Below are 21,014 nucleotides of genomic sequence, written 5' to 3'. Positions count from 1 at the left end.
TCCTACAGGAGAACGCATTCCCCTGTAGGAGCTGCCGCAGGCTGCGATCTTTTGATCTTAGTGCTTGCTGCCACCGGCACAAGTCGGCGAGGCCGGGGCCGCGTCGATTTGCGCCCACTCCTCAGGCGTGTAGGTATGCAGCGCCAAGGCATGGAACTCGCCCATCAGCTCGCCAAGCGTGCCGTAGACCTTCTGGTGGCGCTTGACCCGGTTCAAGCCTTCGAACTGCGCACTGACCACCACGGCCTTGAAGTGGGTTTGCAAACCACGGCTGTGCATGTGGCTTTCATCAAGCACCTGCAGATACTCGGGCTGTAGCAAACCCAGTGTCGATTCAATGCGTTGTTGCATGGTCATTCCCAACTCCGGCTCAAGGCTTTTTCTTGGCGGGAGCGGCGCCTTTAGGCTCCAGCTCGGCGGTCATGTCAGCCAGCAGCTTGTTGACCACAGGCACCGCGCTTTCCAGCTTGGCCTGGGTCATCTGGGCCGACTGCTGGGTCAGCTGCGGCATTTTCTCCAGGACTTTCTTGCCCAGTGGCGACTGGTAGAACGCGACCAGGTCCTTGAGCTCAGACTCGGTGAAGTTGGTGGTGTAGAGCTTGACCATGTCCGGTTTCAGCTTGTTCCAGCCAATGGCTTGGTCCAGAGCGGCGTTGGCCTTGGCCTGGTAGGTTTCCAGTACGGCTTTTTTCGATTCGGGGGCTTTGGTTTGCTGGAAGCGCTGGGCAAACATCTGCTGTACTTGCATGTACACCGGAGTACCCAGTTTGTCGGCATGCGCCAGGGTCAGGAAAGCCTCGGCACTGGCGTTGTGGCTGGCGGTATCGGCAAAAACAGGGCCGCTGGCGCAGACCAGTGCAACCGCGGTACAGATGGCACGAAGACGAGTCATCGAGTTTCCTTTTCTAGCAGGCGAGGTAAAACCCCAAGGACGTCCATTCTGCGCCTAAAAAACTCTGTCGCTCAACCCCAAGCCTTGTCGCGCCTGATTTAGAGGGGTTGAATCAGCAGATTCCAGACTGATGGAACCACGGCCGGCGATCACGGCCTAAACTGCGCAATCAGACCTACAGGAGTGTGCATGATGAGCCGAATCGAAACCGACAGCCTGGGCCAGGTGGAAGTCCCGGATGAGGCCTATTGGGGTGCTCAAACGCAACGCTCGCTGGTCAACTTCGCCATCGGCGACGAACGGATGCCGCTGGCGGTACTGCACGCCTTGGCACTGATCAAGAAAGCGGCGGCACGAGTCAACGACCGTAACGGCGATTTGCCCGCCGACATTGCCAGGCTGATCGAACAGGCGGCCGATGAAGTGCTCGACGGCGAGCATGACGATCAATTCCCGCTGGTGGTCTGGCAGACCGGCAGCGGCACCCAGAGCAACATGAACGTCAACGAAGTGATCGCCGGGCGCGCCAACGAGCTGGCCGGCAACCCACGCGGCGGCAAGTCCCCGGTGCATCCCAACGATCACGTCAACCGTTCCCAGAGTTCCAACGACTGTTTTCCCACAGCCATGCACATCGCCACCGTACAGGCGGTGCAACAACACTTGCTGCCGGCGATCAGTGAGCTGTCCGGTGGCCTGGCCGAGCTGTCAGCCCGCCACATGAAACTGGTCAAGACCGGCCGCACCCACATGATGGACGCCACCCCCATCACCTTTGGCCAGGAAGTCTCGGCGTTCATCGCCCAGCTCGACTACGCCGAACGGGCGATCCGCAGCGCGCTGCCCGCGGTCTGTGAACTGGCACAGGGCGGTACGGCGGTCGGCACCGGGCTGAACTCGCCCCACGGCTTCGGTGAAGCCATCGCCGCGGAAATTGCCGCCCTGTCCGGCTTGCCGTTCATCACCGCGCCCAACAAGTTTGCGGCCCTGGCCGGCCATGAGCCGCTGACTTCACTGTCCGGCGCGCTGAAAACCCTCGCCGTGACGCTGATGAAAATTGCCAATGACTTGCGCTTGCTGGGCTCCGGCCCGCGCGCCGGCTTCGCCGAAGTGAAACTGCCGGCCAACGAACCGGGCAGCTCGATCATGCCGGGCAAGGTCAATCCGACCCAGTGCGAAGCACTGTCGATGCTGGCCTGCCAGGTCTTGGGCAACGACGTGACCATCGGCTTCGCGGCGAGCCAGGGTCACTTGCAGCTCAATGTGTTCAAGCCGGTGATCATCCACAACCTGCTGCAATCGATCCGCTTGCTGGCCGATGGCTGCAGCAACTTCCAGCAGCACTGCATCGCCGGCCTGGAACCGGACGCGGGGAAAATGGCTGAGCATCTGGAACAAGGGTTGATGCTGGTGACAGCGTTGAACCCGCACATTGGTTATGACAAATCGGCGGAGATTGCCAAGAAGGCTTACAGCGAAGGGCTGACATTGCGTGCGGCGGCGTTGCAGCTGGGGTATCTGACCGATGAAGAGTTCGATGCCTGGGTGCGGCCGGAGAACATGTTGGAGGCCGGGGCCAAGGGTTGAGTTCTTTAGTGCCTGATAGTCCGCTTTCGCGAGCAGGCTCGCTCCCACAGATTTTGTGTCGACTGCAATATTTGTTACCGGCGCCAATCCTTGTGGGAGCGAGCCTGCTCGCGAAGAACGATAACGCGGTCTAACTGGCCGCCATCCGCACCTTGCGAGCCTTGAGCCCGGCCATCAACGAGGGCCCCAACGCCACCAATGCCGACCCCAGTACCACCAACACCGCCCCGCCGTAACCCAGGCCATTGATGGTTTCGGCGTGCACGTACTCCGGCCACCACCAGGCGGCCAGTGCCACTGCGCCAAAAGTAACCAAGGGTGTAATGGCCAGCGTCGCACTCACCCGCGACGCCTCCCAATGCGCCAGCGCCTCGGCAAAGGCGCCATAGGCGATCAGGGTGTTCATGCAGCACGCCAGCAACAGCCAACCTTGCAACGGGTTAAGCTGCAGGGCTTCCAGCGGATGCACCCAAGGCGTCAGCAACAGCCCGCAAAACAGGTAGATCACCATCATCACCTGCAACGAATTCCACACGGTCAGTAACTGCTTCTGCCCCAGCGCATAAAATGTCCAGACCGTGGAGGCCAGCAACACCAGCAGCACACCGGCGGTATAGTCGCTCAACGAGGTCAGCAACTCACTCAGGCGCTGGTTGAAAAACAGCGCAAAGCCGATCAACAACACCAACAAGCCAATCCCCTGCCCCAGGCTGAACCGCTCCTTGAACACGAACACACTGGCGATCAGCAACATGATCGGTCCCATCTGCACCACCAGTTGCGCGGTGCCTGGGCTGAGCAGGTTCAACCCCATCAGGTACAGCACGTAGTTGCCCACCAGGCCAAGCACTGCCATCAGCACCAGCCAGCCGCCCCGTGGCCCGAGCGCTTTGCGGCTCGGCAGGCGCCCGGTCGCCGCGAGGTAAATGAACAGGCAGCCACCGGACACCATCAGGCGAAACCAGGTCACCGTGACCGGGTCCATCACCAGCAGCACCTGCTTGAGTTTGATCGGCAGGACTCCCCACAACAGCGCGGTCAGCAAGGCCAGCAACAGCCCATAAACCCAGCGACCCGATGAAATGTGCATGCGAACCCCAATCCGGAAAACAAGTCGCACCATTCTAGGCGCTGTGCCGCGCCGCACACAGGGACAGTTACCGCTTGGCCGCGAATGAAACTGTGCAGGTCGCTACATGCCGCTGGCCGGTCGAGCAGGCGGCTAACGCACCGCCTCGAACAACCCGGTAGCCCCCATCCCACCGCCTACGCACATGGTGACGACGCCGTAGCGCAGATTGCGCCGCTGCAACTCGCGAACGATATGCCCGACCTGACGCGAACCGGTCATGCCGAATGGGTGGCCAATGGAGATCGAGCCGCCATTGACGTTGTACCTGTCATTATCGATCTCCAGCCGATTGCGCGCGTACAGGCACTGCGAGGCGAATGCTTCGTTGAGTTCCCACAAATCGATGTCACCCAGGTGCAAGCCCTTGGCCTTCAGCAGTTTGGGCACCGAGAACACCGGGCCGATGCCCATCTCGTCCGGTTCGCAACCGGCCACGGTGAATCCGCGGAAGAACGCCTTGGGCTGCAAGCCCAGCGCCAGGGCTTTTTCCAGGCTCATCACCAGGGTCATGGAGGCACCGTCGGACAACTGCGAGGAGTTACCGGCGGTGACCGAGCCGTCTTCGAGGAAGACCGGCTTCAACCCGGCCAGGCTTTGCAGGGTGGTATCGGGACGGTTGCAGTCATCGTGATCCACGACCCCTTCAAGAATCTGCACTTCGCCTGTGGCCTTGTCTTCAACCCGGTACTTCACCGCCATTGGCACGATTTCATCGTCGAACAACCCCGCCGCCTGTGCCTGGGCTGTGCGCTGCTGGCTTTGCAGGGCGTACAAGTCCTGTTCTTCACGGCTGACGTTGTAACGTCGAGCGACGATTTCGGCGGTCTGGCCCATCGGAAAGTAGATGCCCGGCACCTGCTCCTTGAGCAGCGGATTGATCAGGTGATCGGTGTTGATGCTTTTCATCGTCAGGCTGATGGATTCGACGCCACCGGCAACGATGATGTCGCTGCAACCGGAGGCGATCTGGTTGGCGGCAATGGCGATCGCCTGCAAGCCCGAGGAGCAGAAGCGGTTGAGGGTCATGCCGGCGACGCCGATGCCCAGGCGCGACAATACCGCGACGTTACGCCCGATGTTATAGCCCTGTGAACCTTCGTTGGAGCCAGCACCGACGATGCAGTCCTCGACACTGGCCGGATCGATGCCAGTGCGCGCCAGCAAGGCGTCGACACAATGCGCCGCCATGTCATCGGGACGGGTCATGTTGAACTTGCCGCGAAAGGATTTGGCCAGGCCGGTCCGCACGCTGTCGACGATCACCACTTCACGCATGGCATACCTCATTGTTGTTGTCGGTTGAGAGTGGATCGAGCATAAGCCCACCCAATAACCGACCGCGACAATCATTCACCTCGCGTATGCGCAACCATCGCCTGACTACTTGCCCTTGCGCTTGCCCGATTTTTCGAACGCCTCTTCCAGGGCGTGGTTGATGGTGCGCAACACCTTGACCCGCGCCCAGCGCTTGTCATTGGCCTCCACCAGCGTCCAGGGCGAGATCTCGGTGCTGGTGCGGTCGACCATGTCGCCGACGGCGGCGCGATAGTCGTCCCACTTTTCACGGTTGCGCCAGTCGTCCTCAGTGATCTTGAAGCGTTTGAACGGAATCTCTTCACGCTCCTGAAAACGCTCCAGTTGCGTCTGCTTGTCGATGGCCAGCCAGAACTTGACCACAATCACCCCGGCGTCGCTCAGTTGCTCCTCAAAGTCGTTGATTTCACCGTAGGCACGCAGCCAGTCCGCTTGGGAGCAGAATCCTTCGACGCGTTCCACCAACACCCGGCCGTACCAGGAACGGTCGAACACGGTGAATTTGCCCCGGGCAGGAACATGCCGCCAAAAACGCCAGAGATACGGCTGCGCCCGTTCCTCTTCGGTGGGCGCGGCAATCGGCACGATATTGTATTGGCGCGGGTCCAGGGCCGCAGCCACGCGGCGAATCGCCCCACCCTTGCCCGCCGCGTCATTGCCTTCGAACACTGCCATCAATGCGTGTCGGCGCATGCGTTTGTCCCGCATCAAGCCGGAGAACCTGGCCTGCTCGGTAATCAGTTGCTCTTCATAATCGCCCTTGGCCAACTGCAAGGTCAGATCAAGGCTGTCCAGCAGGCTCAATTGATCAACGCTGGGAAACACAGGCGCGACGTTGACTTTTTCCGGGTGGATTTGCGGTCGTTTCAGGGCGTTCTGCAAGCCTTCGAGCAAAATCTTCCCCACCACCAGGCTGCGATAATGCGCATCCTTTCCGGCGATCACATGCCACGGTGCATAGTCGCGGCTGGTGCGCCGCAAGATGCGCTCGCCGTATTTCACGAAGCGATCGTAGGTTTCGGACTGCTGCCAGTCCAGCGGGCTGATGCGCCAGCTGTGCAGCGGGTCGTCGGCCAACGCCTTGAGGCGTGCCTTCATTTGTTTCTTGGAGAGGTGGAACCAGAATTTGAAGATCAATGCGCCTTCGTCGCAAAGCATTTTTTCCAGGCGTTCGGCGCCGTTGATGCCTTGATCGAACCTGGGGTCCTTGATCACGCCGTGAACCCTGGCCTGCAGCATCTGGCTGTACCAGTTGCCGAAGAAAATGCCCATGCGGCCCTGGGCCGGAAGCATCCGCCAATAGCGCCAGGCCGGTGGCCGCGCAAGCTCCTCGTCAGTTTGCTGATCGAAGGTGCGGACCTCGATCAGGCGCGGGTCCATCCATTCATTGAGCAACTTGACCGTCTCGCCCTTGCCGGCGCCTTCGATGCCGTTGATCAGGATGATCACCGGAAACCGGCTCTGCTGGCGCAGTTCGAATTGCGCTTCAAGCAAGGCTTCACGCAAGGCCGGCACTTCGGCGTCGAAAGTTTCTTTATCAATGGCGTGATCGATTTCAGCGGATTCGAACATGAGCGGCTCCCTGGCAGATGTGAGCAAGACTAGTGGATTGAGCTCTCCTGCGGGGGAGAAATCCCATTTTCATCGCATGGGTGATTGCAGGTCTTGCCATGGATCATGCCCCCTGCCGCGATCGGATAGAATGGCGACCTTGCCGTTACCGAGCCTGCCATGAAACCTGTAATGCCCCACGCCCAGATCGACTGGGACGAACAAGGGCTCCCGCGCTCGCGGGTGTTCGACGATGTGTATTTTTCCGACCTTTCAGGGCTGGACGAAACCCGCTACGTGTTCCTGGAACAGAATGCCTTGGGGGAGCGTTTCGCGGCGCTTCCAGCGGGCGGTCGATTGGTGATTGGCGAAACCGGGTTCGGTACCGGATTGAATTTCTTGTGCGCCTGGCAGTTGTTCGAGCAGCACGCTGCGGCCGGTGCACGGTTGCATTTTGTCAGTGTCGAAAAGTACCCGCTGAGTCTTGCCGACCTGCAACGAGCGCTGGCGTTGTGGCCGGAACTCAAGCCGTTGGCCGATCAACTGCTGGCGCAATACAGGGCGATCCACCAGGGCTTCCAGCGCCTGGTCCTGGATAACGGCCGCGTCACGCTCACCTTGCTGATTGGCGATGCACTGGCGTTGCTACCGCAATTGGACGCGCAGATCGACGCCTGGTTTCTCGACGGCTTCGCCCCGGCGAAAAACCCCGACATGTGGACCGCCGAACTGTTTGCCGAGTTGGCCCGACTGGCGGCGCCCGGTTCAACCATCAGCACCTTCACCAGCACGGGTTGGGTGCGTCGCCTGTTGAATGCCGCCGGGTTCAAGATGAAACGAACACCTGGCATCGGCCACAAATGGGAAATCCTGCGCGGCACCTACCTCGGCTGGCCTGCGGAAAACCCGGCACCCGCTGCGGCGAAACCCTGGTTTGCCCGACCGGCCTCGCTAACCTTTGAACGTCGCGCGCTGGTGATCGGTGCCGGGTTGGCCGGTTGTGCCACGGCCGCCAGCCTCGCTGCTCGCGGCTGGCAGGTGAGTCTGCTGGAGCGTCACGATGCGCTGGCGCAGGAAGCCTCGGGCAATCCCCAGGGCGTGCTGTACCTCAAGCTTTCCGCCCACGGCACAGCGCTGTCGCAATTGATTGTCAGCGGCTTCGGTTACACCCGGCGCTTGCTTGAGCATTTGCAACGGGGCGTTGACTGGGACGATTGCGGCGTCTTGCAACTGGCCTTCAATGCCAAGGAAACCGAGCGTCAGGCGCAATTGGCGACGGCGTTCCCCAGTGACTTACTGCACACACTCGATCAGGCACACGCCGAGGCTCGCGCCGGTATCGCACTGCCATCGGGGGGCCTGTTTTACCCCGAAGGCGGTTGGGTACACCCGCCTGCGCTGTGCCAATGGCAGGCTGGGCAATCGAACGTTGAACTGCTAACCCATCACGATGTGCTGGAGCTGCGCCGCGTGGACGGCGGTTGGCAAGCGTGGGATGGCGACAGCTTGTTGGCCGACGCACCCACCGTGGTGCTGGCCGGTGCCGCCGAGATCAAGCGATTCACCTACAGCAGCGAGTTGCCGCTCAAACGCATTCGCGGACAAATCACCCGTTTGCCCCAAACGACCGAAAGCCGGACGCTGAATACCGTGGTGTGCGCCGAAGGCTATATCGCGCCGGCACGCCTGGGCGAACACACGCTGGGGGCGAGTTTCGATTTCAACAGCGACGACCTGACCCCGACCACTGCCGAGCATTTGGGTAACTTGCAGATGCTCGAAGAAATCTCGCTGGATCTGGTCGCTCGGCTCGGTGCGCACACCTTGCAAGCCGATGAACTTGAAGGTCGTGCAGCGTTTCGCTGTACCAGCCCGGATTACCTGCCGATTGTCGGGCCACTGGCCGACAGCCAGGCATTCGCCGACGCCTACAGCGCCTTGAGCAAGGATGCCCGACAAACCCCGGACATCCCTTGCCCCTGGCTGGATGGCTTGTACGTCAATAGCGGCCACGGATCGCGAGGATTGATCACAGCGCCACTGTCAGGCGAATTGATCGCCGCGTGGCTGGATAACGAACCGCTGCCATTGCCCAGGACCGTCGCCGAGGCTTGCCATCCGAACCGTTTCGCCTTGCGCCGATTGATTCGAGGCAAGGCGTAAAGCGATCAATCCAGCGCAAAGCAAGTCCTTGACTCGTCAGCTTCCATGGCCGCCTCGGTCAGACGCTTCAACAAAGCGGCCTCGGCGTTGTGCAACTCATCGGCGATGCCGTCCACTGTGGCGCGATAATCCGCACCCAGCGTTGCCTCGTTTTCAAAGGCCGTTTCCATCCGCACGTGAAAGGGGGCGGTCAGGTCGGTGAATTGTTTGCCATGTTGCTGTCGCAAAAAGTCGCTCCAGAACGTACGGCCAGTGATATAGGTCGATAGCTCAGGTGAAATTTCCGCGGCAAGGACTTTGTTGTAGGCCAACTCCAGGTCATTTGCCTTGACGCCACTGAGCGATGCATAACGCATGTGCTGGGGCTGGCCGACCAGGTCAAGCCTGTCGGCCAGGCCGGTGCGATAAGCCAACTCCACTTCCACCGCATCGAGTGCTGGATTGACCTGGGACTTTTCCCGAGCAATTCTGGAAAGGTAATCCAGGCGAAACAGACTTCGCCCGAGTCTCAATAACCGAGCGGCCTGATCATGGGCGTTGGCGGACAGCCGAACCACCCTGTCAATTTCGACAGCGACCTCGAGATTACTGAAGATCGTCGCCGCGTCATCAGCGCAATGGGCCTTGACTGCCATTGACAGCAATTGAGTACGTAATGCCGAGTGAGCCTGGGTCGCCTCAATGACACTCCAGACCCGCCGGGTCATGTCTTCATTCACATAACGGCTATCGGCCGAATTTCCAACTTCTGCCAGCAACTCAAAGAATGCTTTCGATCCGGGTTCGTGCTTCAACGCCAGCCATGCACGATTACGACTGGCATAGGTCTCTTCAACCAGTTTGGGCATCCAAAGGTCTCGAGCCCTTTGATCATTGAGCACCGCGTTATCGTTTGGCAGCAGCCCCATCCCGATGCCCGTACGAACATGATAGGCCGCAAGCCTTGTTCGGCTAGACGCGGATACAGGGTTATGGCGCAAGTTGATCGCCAGGGCGAATCGCTGAGGGAGTTGAAACAGCAACTCCGGCAGTTCCCGAATCAGGTTTCCCCGCAGGTCCACAAAGTCCAGATACGGCAAACGGGAAAGTCCGACAGGCAATTCCGTCGCATGAGTATCGCGCAGTAACAGCTCTTTCAGGTTCAGCATTTTGCTGATGTCAATCGTGGCCCCCAGGCGATTGCCATTGAGCCCCAACGCACGCAAATTGCGCATGTCCGCCAGTTTGCGCAAGGTGTGTTCGGTCAGCTGTATCTGATTATCCTCCAGGCTCAAATGCCTGAGATCGGGCATGTGCGACAGCACTTCAGGCAATCGTGTGAGCTTATTGCGGTCCAGTTTCAGAGTGACCAGCTTTTTAAAAGGCTTGAGGAAGTACGCCAACTCATCGCCAGCCTGCATGTCCTTGACGGAAAGACTGCGCACATGGGCGACATCTTGCTCGGTCAGCGTCGGCAATGGGCCTACAAAGTTGCGCTCCAGCGTGAGCGTTGTAGAACCCTGAGTGGACCATGCTATCCGGCGCCAGCATCGTTCGATGGCATTGGCCACCTGTCGACGGCTGACACGGATGTCGTTGAGCTGCCCCGGCAGTTTCTTCATTGCCACTTCATCGTCACGCCAGGTGTGCAGCACATCGAGCAGTTTTTTCAGTTGCAGCTCCAGCGCCTTGATTCGATTCACCCGCTGCAGCTGGGTAGTGCCGGCGCTGTCGAGAAACACCGAAGCCTGGGCATCGGAGAACAGTGGATAAAGCTTTTTGACTTTACGAATCAAGGCCCTTGCATAAGTGCCCGCAGCGGGAGGATCTGCCAGTACACAGGCAGCCAGGTGTTTGGGAGTATCACTGCGCTCTCCCCGTAACACGCGCCCGGTACGCGCCGGATCGCCGGCGCCGGCCTTCGACAGTCTTGAACGAAGAGCACGGACGTCCTGCACACCATCGCCCGTGAGCCCCATGCGAGTGCGCTGGGTGGCTGGCAAAGCGTCAAGTATCGACGTAACCAGCGTGTCGCTCATCAACGTGGAGGAAAAATTGCCATTGGTTTGAGTGACCTGGTAGCCGGTGGGCGTCTTTACAATGATACCGAGCGACTGTGCATCCACTGCACCGACGCTGTCCAGCAAGGTGCCGGTTGCTCGCCCCTGTCGCACTTCAAGCCGACAGCTTTCATCCCAGCCGTGCACCCTTTCCATCAGCCAGAGCGTCAGTCTGTTGGTATCGGCATTGGCCAAATGCGGCAGGTGCAACCCGGTGAGCGCACGGTCCTGCCTGAGCAGTGCCTGTGCCTCGCTGACCTGCCCCGCGAGATCCATGCCGAGGATCTTGCGGTCGCGCAGAAAGCTGCGATCGTTGCCAGAGGCGTTATCCAGCAATTCCTGGCGCACGCGAACGGGAAGGTCTGCGGCGTGTTCACCCAGCGTCGCAACGTCACCGGTGGCGGTGCCGTCCCAGGCTTTATAGAGCCAGTCAAACAGCGGTTGGCGATTACTCTTGAGGCTCGTCGCGATCTTCTTCGCCAACAGCTGCGATTTCGATTCCGTGGTTGTGCTTGCGATGATGCCCTGCACCTCTGCCGGATAGAGACCACCGATGACTTTGTCGAGCAGTTTCCCAGACTCCAGATCCGACTGATAAACAAGCACACTGTTGACGTTTTCATCCTCGTGTGGCCCTGTCTCGGGGAAGCGGGACACTACCGGGTCCGCCTCGTCGCGCACTTCGATGAAGCGTTCCGCCGGCCAGCCTGGCAACCTCGGCAGTGTATGCAGTTGCTCCTGGATGAAGTCCTTGTTTGCGCTCTCTCCCCCTTCCATTGCCGTGACCATCGCAGTGATGCGCCGGTCAATCCTGAAGCGCTCGACACAGACCTTCAGCCGCTGCGGTAACTTGAGGTTGCTTTGATGAAGCTGGTGCAACGTGTCAGGCGTCATGTCGATGATGTCGGCAATCGCTTCCAGATCACTGCCCAGATCACTCAGGCGCGGATCCGTGCGCCCCAATGCATAAGCACCGTCGTGCCACTCGTGCGCGTGCTCATGAACATGCCGCCAGCCCCCTTCCACATTTCGCTCGACGGCAGGCGCGAATGCGTCGGTGCGCACAGGATGATTGAGCGTCCATGCCGATCCGGCGGCGTTGCGGGTGGCTCGATAAGGAACTCCCTCGATGACGATCGACGTCTGCCCGGCATGCCGGTAGAGGCCTTGCACATCAGGTTGCGCGCCGATTGGCAGAGTCGTGGTCTGTTCATAGGTGTCGAGGTTGGGCTTCCACAATCTGGCTCGACCATCAGCGCAAGTGACGGCCTCGAAACCGTCGAAGAATGCTCCCTGCTCCTTTACGCCCTTACCGATAGTGGTCGCGATAATTTTCCCGCCGACGGCAAACGCTGCCAACTGCGCGACGTTTTCCACAACGCTCAGCAAATGGGACAAAGCAGCGGTCCGCTCTCCGTGCGTCCACTCAACCACGCCTTCATACACTTCACTGATGATGTCGACGACAGCCGTAGCCAGCATGAACTGGCCGATCACCGGTACAAAAAAAGCGGCTGCGTTCAACAGCAGAAGACCACCATCGAGCAATGCCTGAAGGTTTTTTTCCCGCTCTTGCTCATCGACGTCTGCAGTCGGCACCGCAAGCATTCGTGCATTTTTTTGAGTCGTACTGACAAAAGTGCTGAAGAAAAAATCACCAAGGCAAGTGTCGCCAGGCGCGGCAACGAGTGTGCCCAGGGTCTTATCCTTGTCAAACTCGGTAAAAAAACCGGTTTTATCCTGGCCATGCAGGTACTGCTCGGCGAAAGACTTTCTGTAGCTTTTGCTTTGCAAGTGGAGGGTCAGGTAGACCTTGAAGTCATCCAGCGAAGCGTATTCATACAGCGGTCGTCGGGGTTCGTTCGGCATGTAAACCACACACCGGGCCTTCGGCTCGGTATCGATGGAGACTTTGCTGAAGACCAGTGCCCCACAGATGCAGGCGTCATGAATCATCAAGCCCTGCCACTGCACAGGCCCACTATCGAATAGCACGCCGCTGGCTTGAGCTGCCGGGAGATCCTGATCGATCACACTCAGCAGCATCGTGTAGGCAGCGGCAGTGATGTCCTTTTTCAGGGAGGCCATGTGCAGGGCGACGCGCATATCCAGCATCTTCAGCCGCCGGATATCCGCGATGCTGGGCCGATCATCGGCAGGCGCATCATTGGCGGGTCTGGGCGGCAAGGCCAAAGCCTGGTCAATATGGCGCTGATAGCGGGCGCCCAGGTCGAGCTCACGCGACAGGGCGGCGAATTTTACAGGGATGATTTCAGCGCCTGATTGGGCTTGTTCATTGATGCGTATAACCGAGTCCGCTGAAAAACCGCCGCTCGTGGCTTCCTTAGCCGTAAAGTTTTCCATGGCGGCCTGAAGCAAGCTGCGTGATGTGGTGGTTACTCGACCAGCGGATCCGAAGACGGGGAGCACGCCTGTGGACGTGTACAGTGTTTTCGTAATGTCCAGCATGTCCCGCTCGACGTCGAAATCGACCGTCCATTTACCCTTGAGGAATGCGGTCAGTTGCTCTTTGCAGAATTCGTCCAGAGGCTTGAGCTTTTTGAGCGCCTCCGTGACCTTGCCCTGGGTCACAAAAGACTGCTCGAACGCCGCCTTCAAAGCCTGCACCACGCTCAAATCCGCGGTCGCCAACCAAGGGGCGATAGACGCTTGCAGCACTTGCGCCTTGTCCAGGTCGCCCGTGTGTTCCAACAAGGCTTCGAGACGTTGTGCCGATGTCAGTGGCACCGCCACGGGGGCGGGTTTGGAAGTCGTAGCCTGCATGAGCAATATCCTTATTGCGTTAAAAGACGCTCAGTTTAGGAAGCACCGCAGGCAATTGATAATTCGAATACCGGGTTGGATCGCCCCCCATCCAAGCAGCTACTTCTATGCATCCCATCAATAGTTACCGCCACGGCCAAGAGCGTTTCTGCCGTGCCTGCCATTCGTCCCGCAATTCCTTCTTATAACTTATCGTTCTAAAACTCCCACAAGCGAGGCGGGTCAGTTTCTGAGTACCTGCCCTTCTGGCATGGTGCGGATTGACCCTCCCCAACGGAAAAACCGGTAAGGAATTTATGTGCGGATTAGCTGGCGAGTTACGTTTTGACAATCAACCTGCAGACCTTGCAGCCATTGAGCGAATCACCCATCACCTGGCGCCTCGAGGCCCTGACGCCTGGGGTTTTCATAGCCAAGGGCCGATTGCCCTGGGCCATCGTCGCCTGAAAATCATGGACCTGTCGGACGGCTCGGCACAGCCGATGATCGATACCCAACTGGGCCTTTCCCTGGCCTTCAACGGCGCGATCTACAACTTCCCGGAGCTGCGAAGCGAACTCGAAAACCTCGGTTATGCCTTCTATTCCGGCGGCGACACCGAAGTGTTGCTCAAGGGCTACCACGCCTGGGGCGAAGCGCTGTTGCCCAAGCTCAACGGCATGTTTGCCTTCGCTATCTGGGAACGCGACGCCAAGCGCCTGTTCATCGCCCGTGACCGTCTCGGTGTGAAGCCGCTGTACCTGTCGCGCACCGGCCAGCGCCTGCGCTTCGCTTCGGCTTTGCCAGCGCTGCTCAAGGGCGGCGACATTAACCCGATTCTCGATCCGGTGGCCCTGAATCATTATCTGAATTTCCATGCCGTGGTCCCAGCGCCACGCACTCTGCTGGCCGGCATCGAAAAACTGCCACCGGCGACCTGGATGCGCATTGACGCGGATGGCCGAACCGAACAGAAAACCTGGTGGACCCTGCCCTACGGCCCACGTGCCGACGAGATCAATCTGACGCTCGAGGACTGGCGTGACCGCGTACTCGACAGCACCCGCGATGCGGTGGCGATTCGTCAACGGGCGGCGGTGGATGTTGGCGTGCTGCTGTCGGGTGGTGTCGATTCGAGCATGCTCGTCGGCCTGTTGCGTGAAGTCGGTGTGGAAAACCTGTCGACCTTCTCCATCGGCTTCCAGGATGCCGGTGGCGAGCGCGGTGACGAGTTCCAGTATTCGGACTTGATCGCCAGGCATTACGGCACCCAACACCATCAATTGCGCATCGACGAAAAAGAGATCATCGAGCAACTGCCCGCCGCCTTCCGCGCGATGAGCGAGCCGATGGTCAGTCATGACTGCATCGCTTTCTATCTGTTATCGCGCGAAGTGGCCAAGCATTGCAAAGTGGTGCAAAGCGGCCAGGGTGCGGACGAACTGTTCGCCGGGTATCACTGGTATCCGCAAGTGGATGGCGCAGCCAATCCCTACACGGCGTATCGCGATGCGTTCTTCGACCGCAGCTACGAGGACTACGCCGCCACCGTCCAGCCGAAATGGCTGACCGCGAATGACGCCGCTGGTGACTTCGTGAAGGAACATTTCGCACAACCCGGCGCCGATGCATCGGTGGACAAGGCCTTGCGTCTGGACAGCACGGTGATGCTGGTGGATGACCCGGTCAAACGCGTCGACAACATGACCATGGCCTGGGGCCTGGAGGCGCGCACGCCGTTTCTCGACTATCGCCTGGTGGAATTGTCAGCCCGGGTGCCGGGCAAATTCAAACTGCCTGACGGAGGCAAGCAAGTCCTGAAGGAAGCGGCGCGCCTGGTCATTCCAAGCGAAGTCATCGACCGCAAAAAAGGTTACTTCCCGGTGCCGGGTCTCAAGCATTTGCAGGGTGACACGCTGAACTGGGTACGTGAATTGCTGCTGGATCCGAGCCAGGATCGTGGCCTGTTCAACCCGGCGATGCTCGACCGCTTGCTGACGGACCCACAAGGCCAATTGACTCCGTTGCGCGGCTCCAAGCTGTGGCAATTGGCGGCGCTGAACCTGTGGCTCAGTGAACAAGGAATCTGATCGATGAAACCTCAAGCCACGGCGTATAACCAACGCTTGTTACGCGGTCAGGCGCCTTCTTACGAACGCTTGCAGGCACGCCTGGCCGAAGACGGCAGTGAACTCAGTACTGCGCCGATTGCCGTGCATTGCGGCTGGGGCCGGTTGTTGATCGGCCATACGTTCCCCGACCCGACGAGCCTTGCCCAGGCGTTGCTCAATGAACGACCGGGTGAGCGCGACATCGCCCTGTATGTCGCCGCGCCCCAGCAAGTACTGGGGCTGGAGCCGGCCCAGTTGTTTCTCGACCCCTCCGATACTTTGCGGTTGTGGTTCAGCGATTACCGTCAGGCGACCCGCGTGTTTCGCGGCTTTCGCATTCGTCGCGCGCAAGGCGATGCCGACTGGCAGGCGATCAACCAGCTGTATCAGGCACGCGGCATGTTGCCGATCGATGCCAGCTTGCTGACCCCCCGTCATCTGGGCGGCCCGGTGTACTGGCTGGCCGAGGACGAGGACAGCGGCGCAGTCATCGGCAGCGTCATGGGCCTCAATCATCACAAGGCGTTCAACGATCCGGAACACGGCAGCAGCCTCTGGTGCCTGGCCGTCGATCCGCACTGTTCGCGGCCCGGTGTCGGTGAGGTGCTGGTGCGGCATCTGATTGAACACTTCATGAGCCGTGGGCTGAGTTACCTGGACTTGTCCGTGCTGCACGACAATCGCCAGGCCAAAAATCTTTACGCCAAGCTCGGTTTTCGCAACCTGTCGACCTTTGCGATCAAGCGCAAGAACGGCATTAACCAGCCGTTGTTTCTCGGTCCCGGCCCTGAAGCCAAGTTCAACCCCTACGCGCGGATCATCGTCGAGGAAGCCCATCGTCGCGGCATCGATGTGCAGGTCGATGATGCCGCGGCGGGGATGTTTACCCTCAGCCACGGCGGACGGCGGGTACGTTGCCGCGAGTCACTGACCGACCTGACCAGTGCCATCAGCATGAGCCTGTGCCAGGACAAGAGCCTGACCCATAAAGCGCTCACGGCGGCAGGCCTGAACCTGCCCGCGCAGCAACTGGCGGGTAACGCCGATGACAACCTGGCGTTTCTCGACGAACACCAGCGAGTGGTGGTCAAGCCACTGGACGGTGAACAGGGGCAAGGCGTGGCGGTGGATCTGCAGACCATCGAAGAGGTCCAGAACGCCATCGAAGCCGCCCGTCAGTACGACAGTCGCGTGCTGCTGGAAAGCTTCCATGAAGGTCTCGACCTGCGAATTCTGGTGATCGGCTTTGAAGTGGTCGCTGCGGCGATTCGACGGCCCGCCGAGGTGGTGGGCGATGGCCAGCACTCCATCGGCGCGCTGATCGAAGCCCAGAGTCGACGGCGCCAGGCGGCTACAGGCGGCGAAAGCAAGATCCCGCAGGACCCTGAGACCGAGCGCACCGTGCAGGCAGCGGGCTACGACTACGACAGCATACTGCCGCCGGGCGAGCACCTTTTCGTGCGGCGCACGGCAAATCTTCATACCGGTGGGATTCTCGAAGATGTCACCTCGATTCTTCATCCCACGTTGGTGGACGCCGCGGTGCGCGCGGCGCGGGCGCTGGATATTCCCGTGGTCGGACTCGACCTGATGGTGTCTGCCGCCGATCAACCGCAGTACGTATTCATAGAAGCCAACGAGCGCGCCGGACTGGCCAACCATGAACCGCAGCCGACGGCCGAGCGGTTTGTAGACCTGTTGTTTCCGCACAGTCAGCCGGCCGTGTAGCGCCCGATCGTTGCCATGCTCTGTGTGGCAATGCAGCCCGGGACGCACCGCGTCCCTCAAGAGCCGAACGCAGAGCGTCCGTTGATTCATTCCTTTGCTGCGCGTGAAAACGATCCCTCAACTCATCAGGAGTTTCCATGACCCGCCAATACCCGGAACCAGACCTGACCTACCTGCAGAAAGTCCTGCTGGAAATGCTCGCCATTCCCAGCCCCACCGGCTTCACCGACACCATCGTGCGCTATGTCGCCGAACGGCTCGAAGAGCTGGGCATTCCCTTCGAGATGACACGTCGCGGCACCATCCGCGCCACCCTCAAGGGCAAGAAAAACAGCCCGGACCGCGCCGTTTCCGCGCACCTGGACACCATTGGCGCCGCCGTGCGCGCCATCAAGGACAACGGCCGCCTGACGCTGGCCCCCGTGGGTTGCTGGTCCAGCCGTTTTGCCGAAGGCAGCCGCGTCAGCCTGTTTACCGACAACGGCGTGATCCGTGGCAGCGTGTTGCCGCTAATGGCCTCCGGGCACGCCTTCAACACCGCCGTGGATGAAATGCCAATCAGCTGGGACCACATCGAATTGCGCCTGGACGCTTATTGCGCGACCCGCGCCGATTGTGACTCGCTGGGCATCAGCGTCGGTGATTTTGTCGCCTTCGACCCGTTGCCGGAGTTCACCGAAAGTGGCCACATCAGTGCCCGCCACCTGGACGACAAGGCTGGTGTCGCGGCGCTGCTGGCCGCATTGAAAGCGATCGTCGACAGCGGCGAAGAGCTGGCGATCGACTGTCATCCACTGTTCACCATCACCGAGGAAACCGGCAGTGGCGCCGCGGCGGCGTTGCCTTGGGACGTCAGTGAATTCGTTGGCATCGACATCGCGCCCGTCGCTCCCGGCCAGCACTCCAGCGAACACGCGGTAAGCATTGCGATGCAGGATTCCGGCGGGCCGTACGACTATCACTTGTCGCGCCACCTGCTGCGCCTCGCCAGTGACAACGAGTTGCCCGTACGCCGCGACCTGTTCCGCTACTACTTCAGCGACGCTCACTCGGCGGTCACCGCCGGCCATGACATCCGCACCGCCCTGCTCGCCTTTGGCTGCGACGCCACCCACGGCTACGAACGCACCCACATCGACAGTCTCGCCGCCCTCAGCCGCCTGCTCGGCGCCTACATCCTCAGCCCACCGGTGTTCGCCAGCGACGCGCAGCCGGCCAAAGGCTCGCTGGACCGGTTCAGTCACCAGATCGAACACGAGACGCAGATGGAAAGCGATACGCGAGTGCCGTCGGTGGATAGCCTGGTGGGCCAACGCAGCGACATCTAACGAAATGCGATCCAGTAGGAGCTGCCGCAGGCTGCGATCTTTTGATCTTAAAAAACAAAGATCAAAAGATCGCAGCCTGCGGCAGCTCCTACTGGTGATGTGGTCATAACCGCCGTAGCATCTCGTCATTGATTTGACCGAGGTGCCTATGCTGATTCCACACGACCAACTTGAAGTCGATACCCTGACCCGCCTGATCGAAGATTTCGTGACCCGAGACGGCACCGACAATGGCGATGACACGCCGCTGGAGACCCGTGTATTGCGTGTTCGCCAGGCATTGATCAAGGGCCAGGCCCTGATTGTCTTCGATCCGGAGAGCGAGCAGTGCCAGCTGATGCTCAAGCATGACGTGCCCAAGCATTTATTCGACTGATTTTTTGTCTCGCGAAAGCTTGCGCTGGATTCGCTCGTAGATCTCGCTGCGGTGCACATTGACATGGTTCGGGGCTTCGATGCCGAAGCGCACGTTACCGCCATTGACGGCAATAATGCGCACTGAAATGGTGTCACCGATGGAAATCATCTCGCCGACTACACGACTTAGTACAAGCATGGCTTTGGTCCTTCAGGGTTACCGGGCCTTGAAGATGCCCGGTGCACGACGGGCCTACAAGACAGCCACGGTAATCCAGACCAAACCTACAGCCACGCGGCTGCCTTGCTGAAGGAAATGCCTGACACGCCGCCTTAATCAAGGGCCGCTACGTCAGGAGGCCGAGAAGCGCGGGCCGAACAGGATAACGCTTGCCCCGATCACGCACAGTGCCACGCCTAGCCAGTCGGAACCCAGTGGACGAATCCGCTCGACCACCGCCAGCCAACCAATCGAAGCAATGATGTAGATACCGCCGTAAGCGGCATAGGCACGGCCTGCATAAGTCGCCTCGATGCGCGTCAGCAACAACGCGAACAACGTCAGGCTGAGTAACGCTGGCACCACCCACAAGGCACTTTTACCCTGGCGCAGCCACATCCAGAAGGCGAAGCAACCGGCGATTTCGAACAACGCGGCGAGGAAAAACCACAGGTAATTGAGCATGCGAACGTCTCGCGAGGATGGCCGATGGCGGCCACCCTAACGAGGCTGTCGTGTGCGGGCAAGTTCAGTTTGCGGATTGCTTGGCCTTGGCGCGCATCTTGTCGGCCATCAGGGTCATTTCGTTGTAGAGCAGTTGCGGGTTCTTCTGCTTGAGCGCCCAGGCCTGGCGGCCCTGTTCGTGGGGCAGGATCATGAACTCGCCGACAGCGACCTGCTGAAAGATGTAATCGGCAATATCGGTGGCACTGATGGGCGAGCTTTCCAGCAACTTGCCAACCTGGGCTTTCATGGCCGGCGTCGGGCCGCGGAAGGAGTCCAGCAGATTGGTCTGGAAAAACGACGGGCAAACCACATGCACGCCGACTTCCTGATGCGCGAGTTCAATCAGCAGGCTTTCGGACAACGCCACCACGCCGGCCTTGGCCACGTTGTAGTTGCTCATGGCCGGCCCCTGCATCAACGCCGCCATCGAGGCGATGTTGATGATCTTGCCCTTGCTCTTCTCCAGCAACGGCAGGAAGGCCTTGCAGCCCTTGACCACACCCATGAGGTTGATTGCGATCTGCCAGTCCCAGTCTTCCAGGGACAGTTCGCTGAAGAATCCGCCAGAGGCAACCCCCGCGTTGTTGACGATGATATCGATACCACCGAACTTCGATTCGCAGGCCTGGGCAAACGCGGTCAGTTGGCTGTAATCACGCACATCGCAACGCTGGATAAAACCGTCACCACCGGCTTCGCGCACCTGTTTCAAGGTTTCCTGCAGACCTGGTTCGCTGACGTCCGACAAGGCCAACTGCCAGCCTTCGCGCGCCCAGCGCAACGCGATTTCGCGACCCAGGCCGGAGCCCGCGCCAGTGATCATCATGCGATTTTGCATAGCAAACAGCCTTGTTGTTCCGGGGAAGATGCGTCGAGTGTAGCGAAGGAAATTGGCCGCCCCACGCTCTATCAGATTGCTGAATGCCCCGAGCAAACCGCAATCGTGGCTCAACCAACTAACGCGGCAACAGATTTATCGGTAGATGATTTGAAAAACCGCAAAAAACTTGGAATTTTTTGCCCTGCACCGCGGTCGGATTTTTTAAGCAGCTCGAATAAATGACGTTCCCGCTGACTGATAACGGCTAGGTCATTCCTGAATACTTACAGCAAGGAAACAGATATGGGCACAATACTTCTGATCATTCTGATCCTGTTACTGATCGGTGGTCTACCGGTCTTCCCACACTCCAGAAGTTGGGGTTATGGACCGTCCGGTATCATCGGCGTGGTGTTGGTGGTGATATTGATCCTGTTGTTACTCGGGAAGATATGAAGTTCTGAGTAGCCAATAAAGGCTGCAGAAATTTCGATGCCAGTCA

Annotated in this window: 16 protein-coding genes; 7 read left to right on the top strand and 9 right to left on the bottom strand. The window is 59.7% G+C overall.

The window, feature by feature from the left end; translation table 11 throughout:
* Positions 1–57: 57 nt before the first annotated feature.
* A complete protein-coding gene (locus tag AC3WWR_RS15995; RefSeq protein WP_020799992.1) occupies positions 58–357 on the bottom strand; it encodes a BolA family protein in 300 nt (99 codons plus the stop codon).
* 13 nt (positions 358–370) lie between these two features.
* On the bottom strand, positions 371–892 hold the full coding sequence (locus AC3WWR_RS15990; protein ID WP_020799991.1) for a DUF2059 domain-containing protein: 522 nt from the start codon (positions 890–892) through the stop codon (positions 371–373).
* Between the two features lie 192 nt (positions 893–1,084).
* Between AC3WWR_RS15990 and AC3WWR_RS15985 the strand changes: the two genes are divergently transcribed.
* Positions 1,085–2,479 (top strand): class II fumarate hydratase, encoded by a 1,395-nt coding sequence (locus AC3WWR_RS15985; RefSeq protein ID WP_033043106.1) that lies wholly within the window; start codon positions 1,085–1,087, stop codon positions 2,477–2,479.
* Positions 2,480–2,609: 130 nt separating this feature from the next.
* Here the strand turns inward: AC3WWR_RS15985 and AC3WWR_RS15980 are convergent, their stop codons facing one another.
* The 3 genes from AC3WWR_RS15980 to pap form a co-directional block, all read right to left on the bottom strand.
* Positions 2,610–3,569 (bottom strand): DMT family transporter, encoded by a 960-nt coding sequence (locus AC3WWR_RS15980; RefSeq protein ID WP_492598870.1) that lies wholly within the window; start codon positions 3,567–3,569, stop codon positions 2,610–2,612.
* A 132-nt stretch (positions 3,570–3,701) separates the two neighbouring features.
* Positions 3,702–4,886, bottom strand: a complete 1,185-nt coding sequence (locus AC3WWR_RS15975) for a thiolase family protein (protein ID WP_432668504.1) — start codon at positions 4,884–4,886, stop codon at positions 3,702–3,704.
* Positions 4,887–4,991: 105 nt separating this feature from the next.
* Entirely contained in the window at positions 4,992–6,497 is a 1,506-nt protein-coding gene (gene pap, locus AC3WWR_RS15970; protein ID WP_492598869.1) for a polyphosphate:AMP phosphotransferase, read from the bottom strand.
* A gap of 159 nt (positions 6,498–6,656) precedes the next feature.
* On the opposite strand from pap, the gene mnmC reads away from it, so the two are divergent.
* Positions 6,657–8,639 carry a bifunctional tRNA (5-methylaminomethyl-2-thiouridine)(34)-methyltransferase MnmC2/FAD-dependent 5-carboxymethylaminomethyl-2-thiouridine(34) oxidoreductase MnmC1 gene (gene mnmC, locus AC3WWR_RS15965; protein ID WP_083349631.1) on the top strand — a complete coding sequence of 661 codons (1,983 nt, stop codon included), beginning with the start codon at positions 6,657–6,659 and terminating at the stop codon, positions 8,637–8,639.
* 5 nt (positions 8,640–8,644) lie between these two features.
* Here mnmC and AC3WWR_RS15960 read toward each other — a convergent pair whose 3' ends face one another.
* Entirely contained in the window at positions 8,645–13,462 is a 4,818-nt protein-coding gene (locus tag AC3WWR_RS15960) for an NEL-type E3 ubiquitin ligase domain-containing protein (protein ID WP_492598868.1), read from the bottom strand.
* A 296-nt stretch (positions 13,463–13,758) separates the two neighbouring features.
* On the opposite strand from AC3WWR_RS15960, the gene AC3WWR_RS15955 reads away from it, so the two are divergent.
* From AC3WWR_RS15955 to AC3WWR_RS15940, 4 genes are all read left to right on the top strand, one after another.
* The gene (locus AC3WWR_RS15955; protein ID WP_020799984.1) at positions 13,759–15,531 is read left to right on the top strand and encodes an N-acetylglutaminylglutamine amidotransferase; all 1,773 of its coding nucleotides are present in this window, start codon (positions 13,759–13,761) and stop codon (positions 15,529–15,531) included.
* Between the two features lie 3 nt (positions 15,532–15,534).
* Positions 15,535–17,280: an N-acetylglutaminylglutamine synthetase gene (gene ngg, locus AC3WWR_RS15950; RefSeq protein ID WP_454866238.1), complete on the top strand. Its 1,746-nt coding sequence runs from the start codon at positions 15,535–15,537 to the stop codon at positions 17,278–17,280.
* A 137-nt stretch (positions 17,281–17,417) separates the two neighbouring features.
* Positions 17,418–18,608 carry an osmoprotectant NAGGN system M42 family peptidase gene (locus AC3WWR_RS15945; RefSeq protein ID WP_033043117.1) on the top strand — a complete coding sequence of 397 codons (1,191 nt, stop codon included), beginning with the start codon at positions 17,418–17,420 and terminating at the stop codon, positions 18,606–18,608.
* 148 nt (positions 18,609–18,756) lie between these two features.
* Complete coding sequence (locus AC3WWR_RS15940; RefSeq protein WP_008060849.1) at positions 18,757–18,984, top strand: YheU family protein; 228 nt, start codon at positions 18,757–18,759, stop codon at positions 18,982–18,984.
* Here AC3WWR_RS15940 and csrA read toward each other — a convergent pair.
* The 3 genes from csrA to AC3WWR_RS15925 form a co-directional block, all read right to left on the bottom strand.
* Positions 18,973–19,164: a carbon storage regulator CsrA gene (gene csrA, locus AC3WWR_RS15935; protein WP_020799981.1), complete on the bottom strand. Its 192-nt coding sequence runs from the start codon at positions 19,162–19,164 to the stop codon at positions 18,973–18,975. The two genes, AC3WWR_RS15940 and csrA, sit on opposite strands and share 12 nt — an antisense overlap.
* Before the next feature lie 153 nt (positions 19,165–19,317).
* Complete coding sequence (locus AC3WWR_RS15930) at positions 19,318–19,650, bottom strand: YnfA family protein (protein WP_020799980.1); 333 nt, start codon at positions 19,648–19,650, stop codon at positions 19,318–19,320.
* A 64-nt stretch (positions 19,651–19,714) separates the two neighbouring features.
* Entirely contained in the window at positions 19,715–20,530 is an 816-nt protein-coding gene (locus AC3WWR_RS15925) for an SDR family oxidoreductase (RefSeq protein ID WP_020799978.1), read from the bottom strand.
* Between the two features lie 285 nt (positions 20,531–20,815).
* On the opposite strand from AC3WWR_RS15925, the gene AC3WWR_RS15920 reads away from it, so the two are divergent.
* Positions 20,816–20,968, top strand: a complete 153-nt coding sequence (locus AC3WWR_RS15920; RefSeq protein ID WP_008060837.1) for a DUF3309 family protein — start codon at positions 20,816–20,818, stop codon at positions 20,966–20,968.
* Positions 20,969–21,014 lie beyond the last annotated feature (46 nt).

The sequence above is a fragment of the Pseudomonas sp. EB271-G4-1 genome (assembly GCF_058791355.1).
Note: the sequence above shows the minus strand (reverse complement) of the source record. Positions and strands in the feature narration are given on the sequence as shown.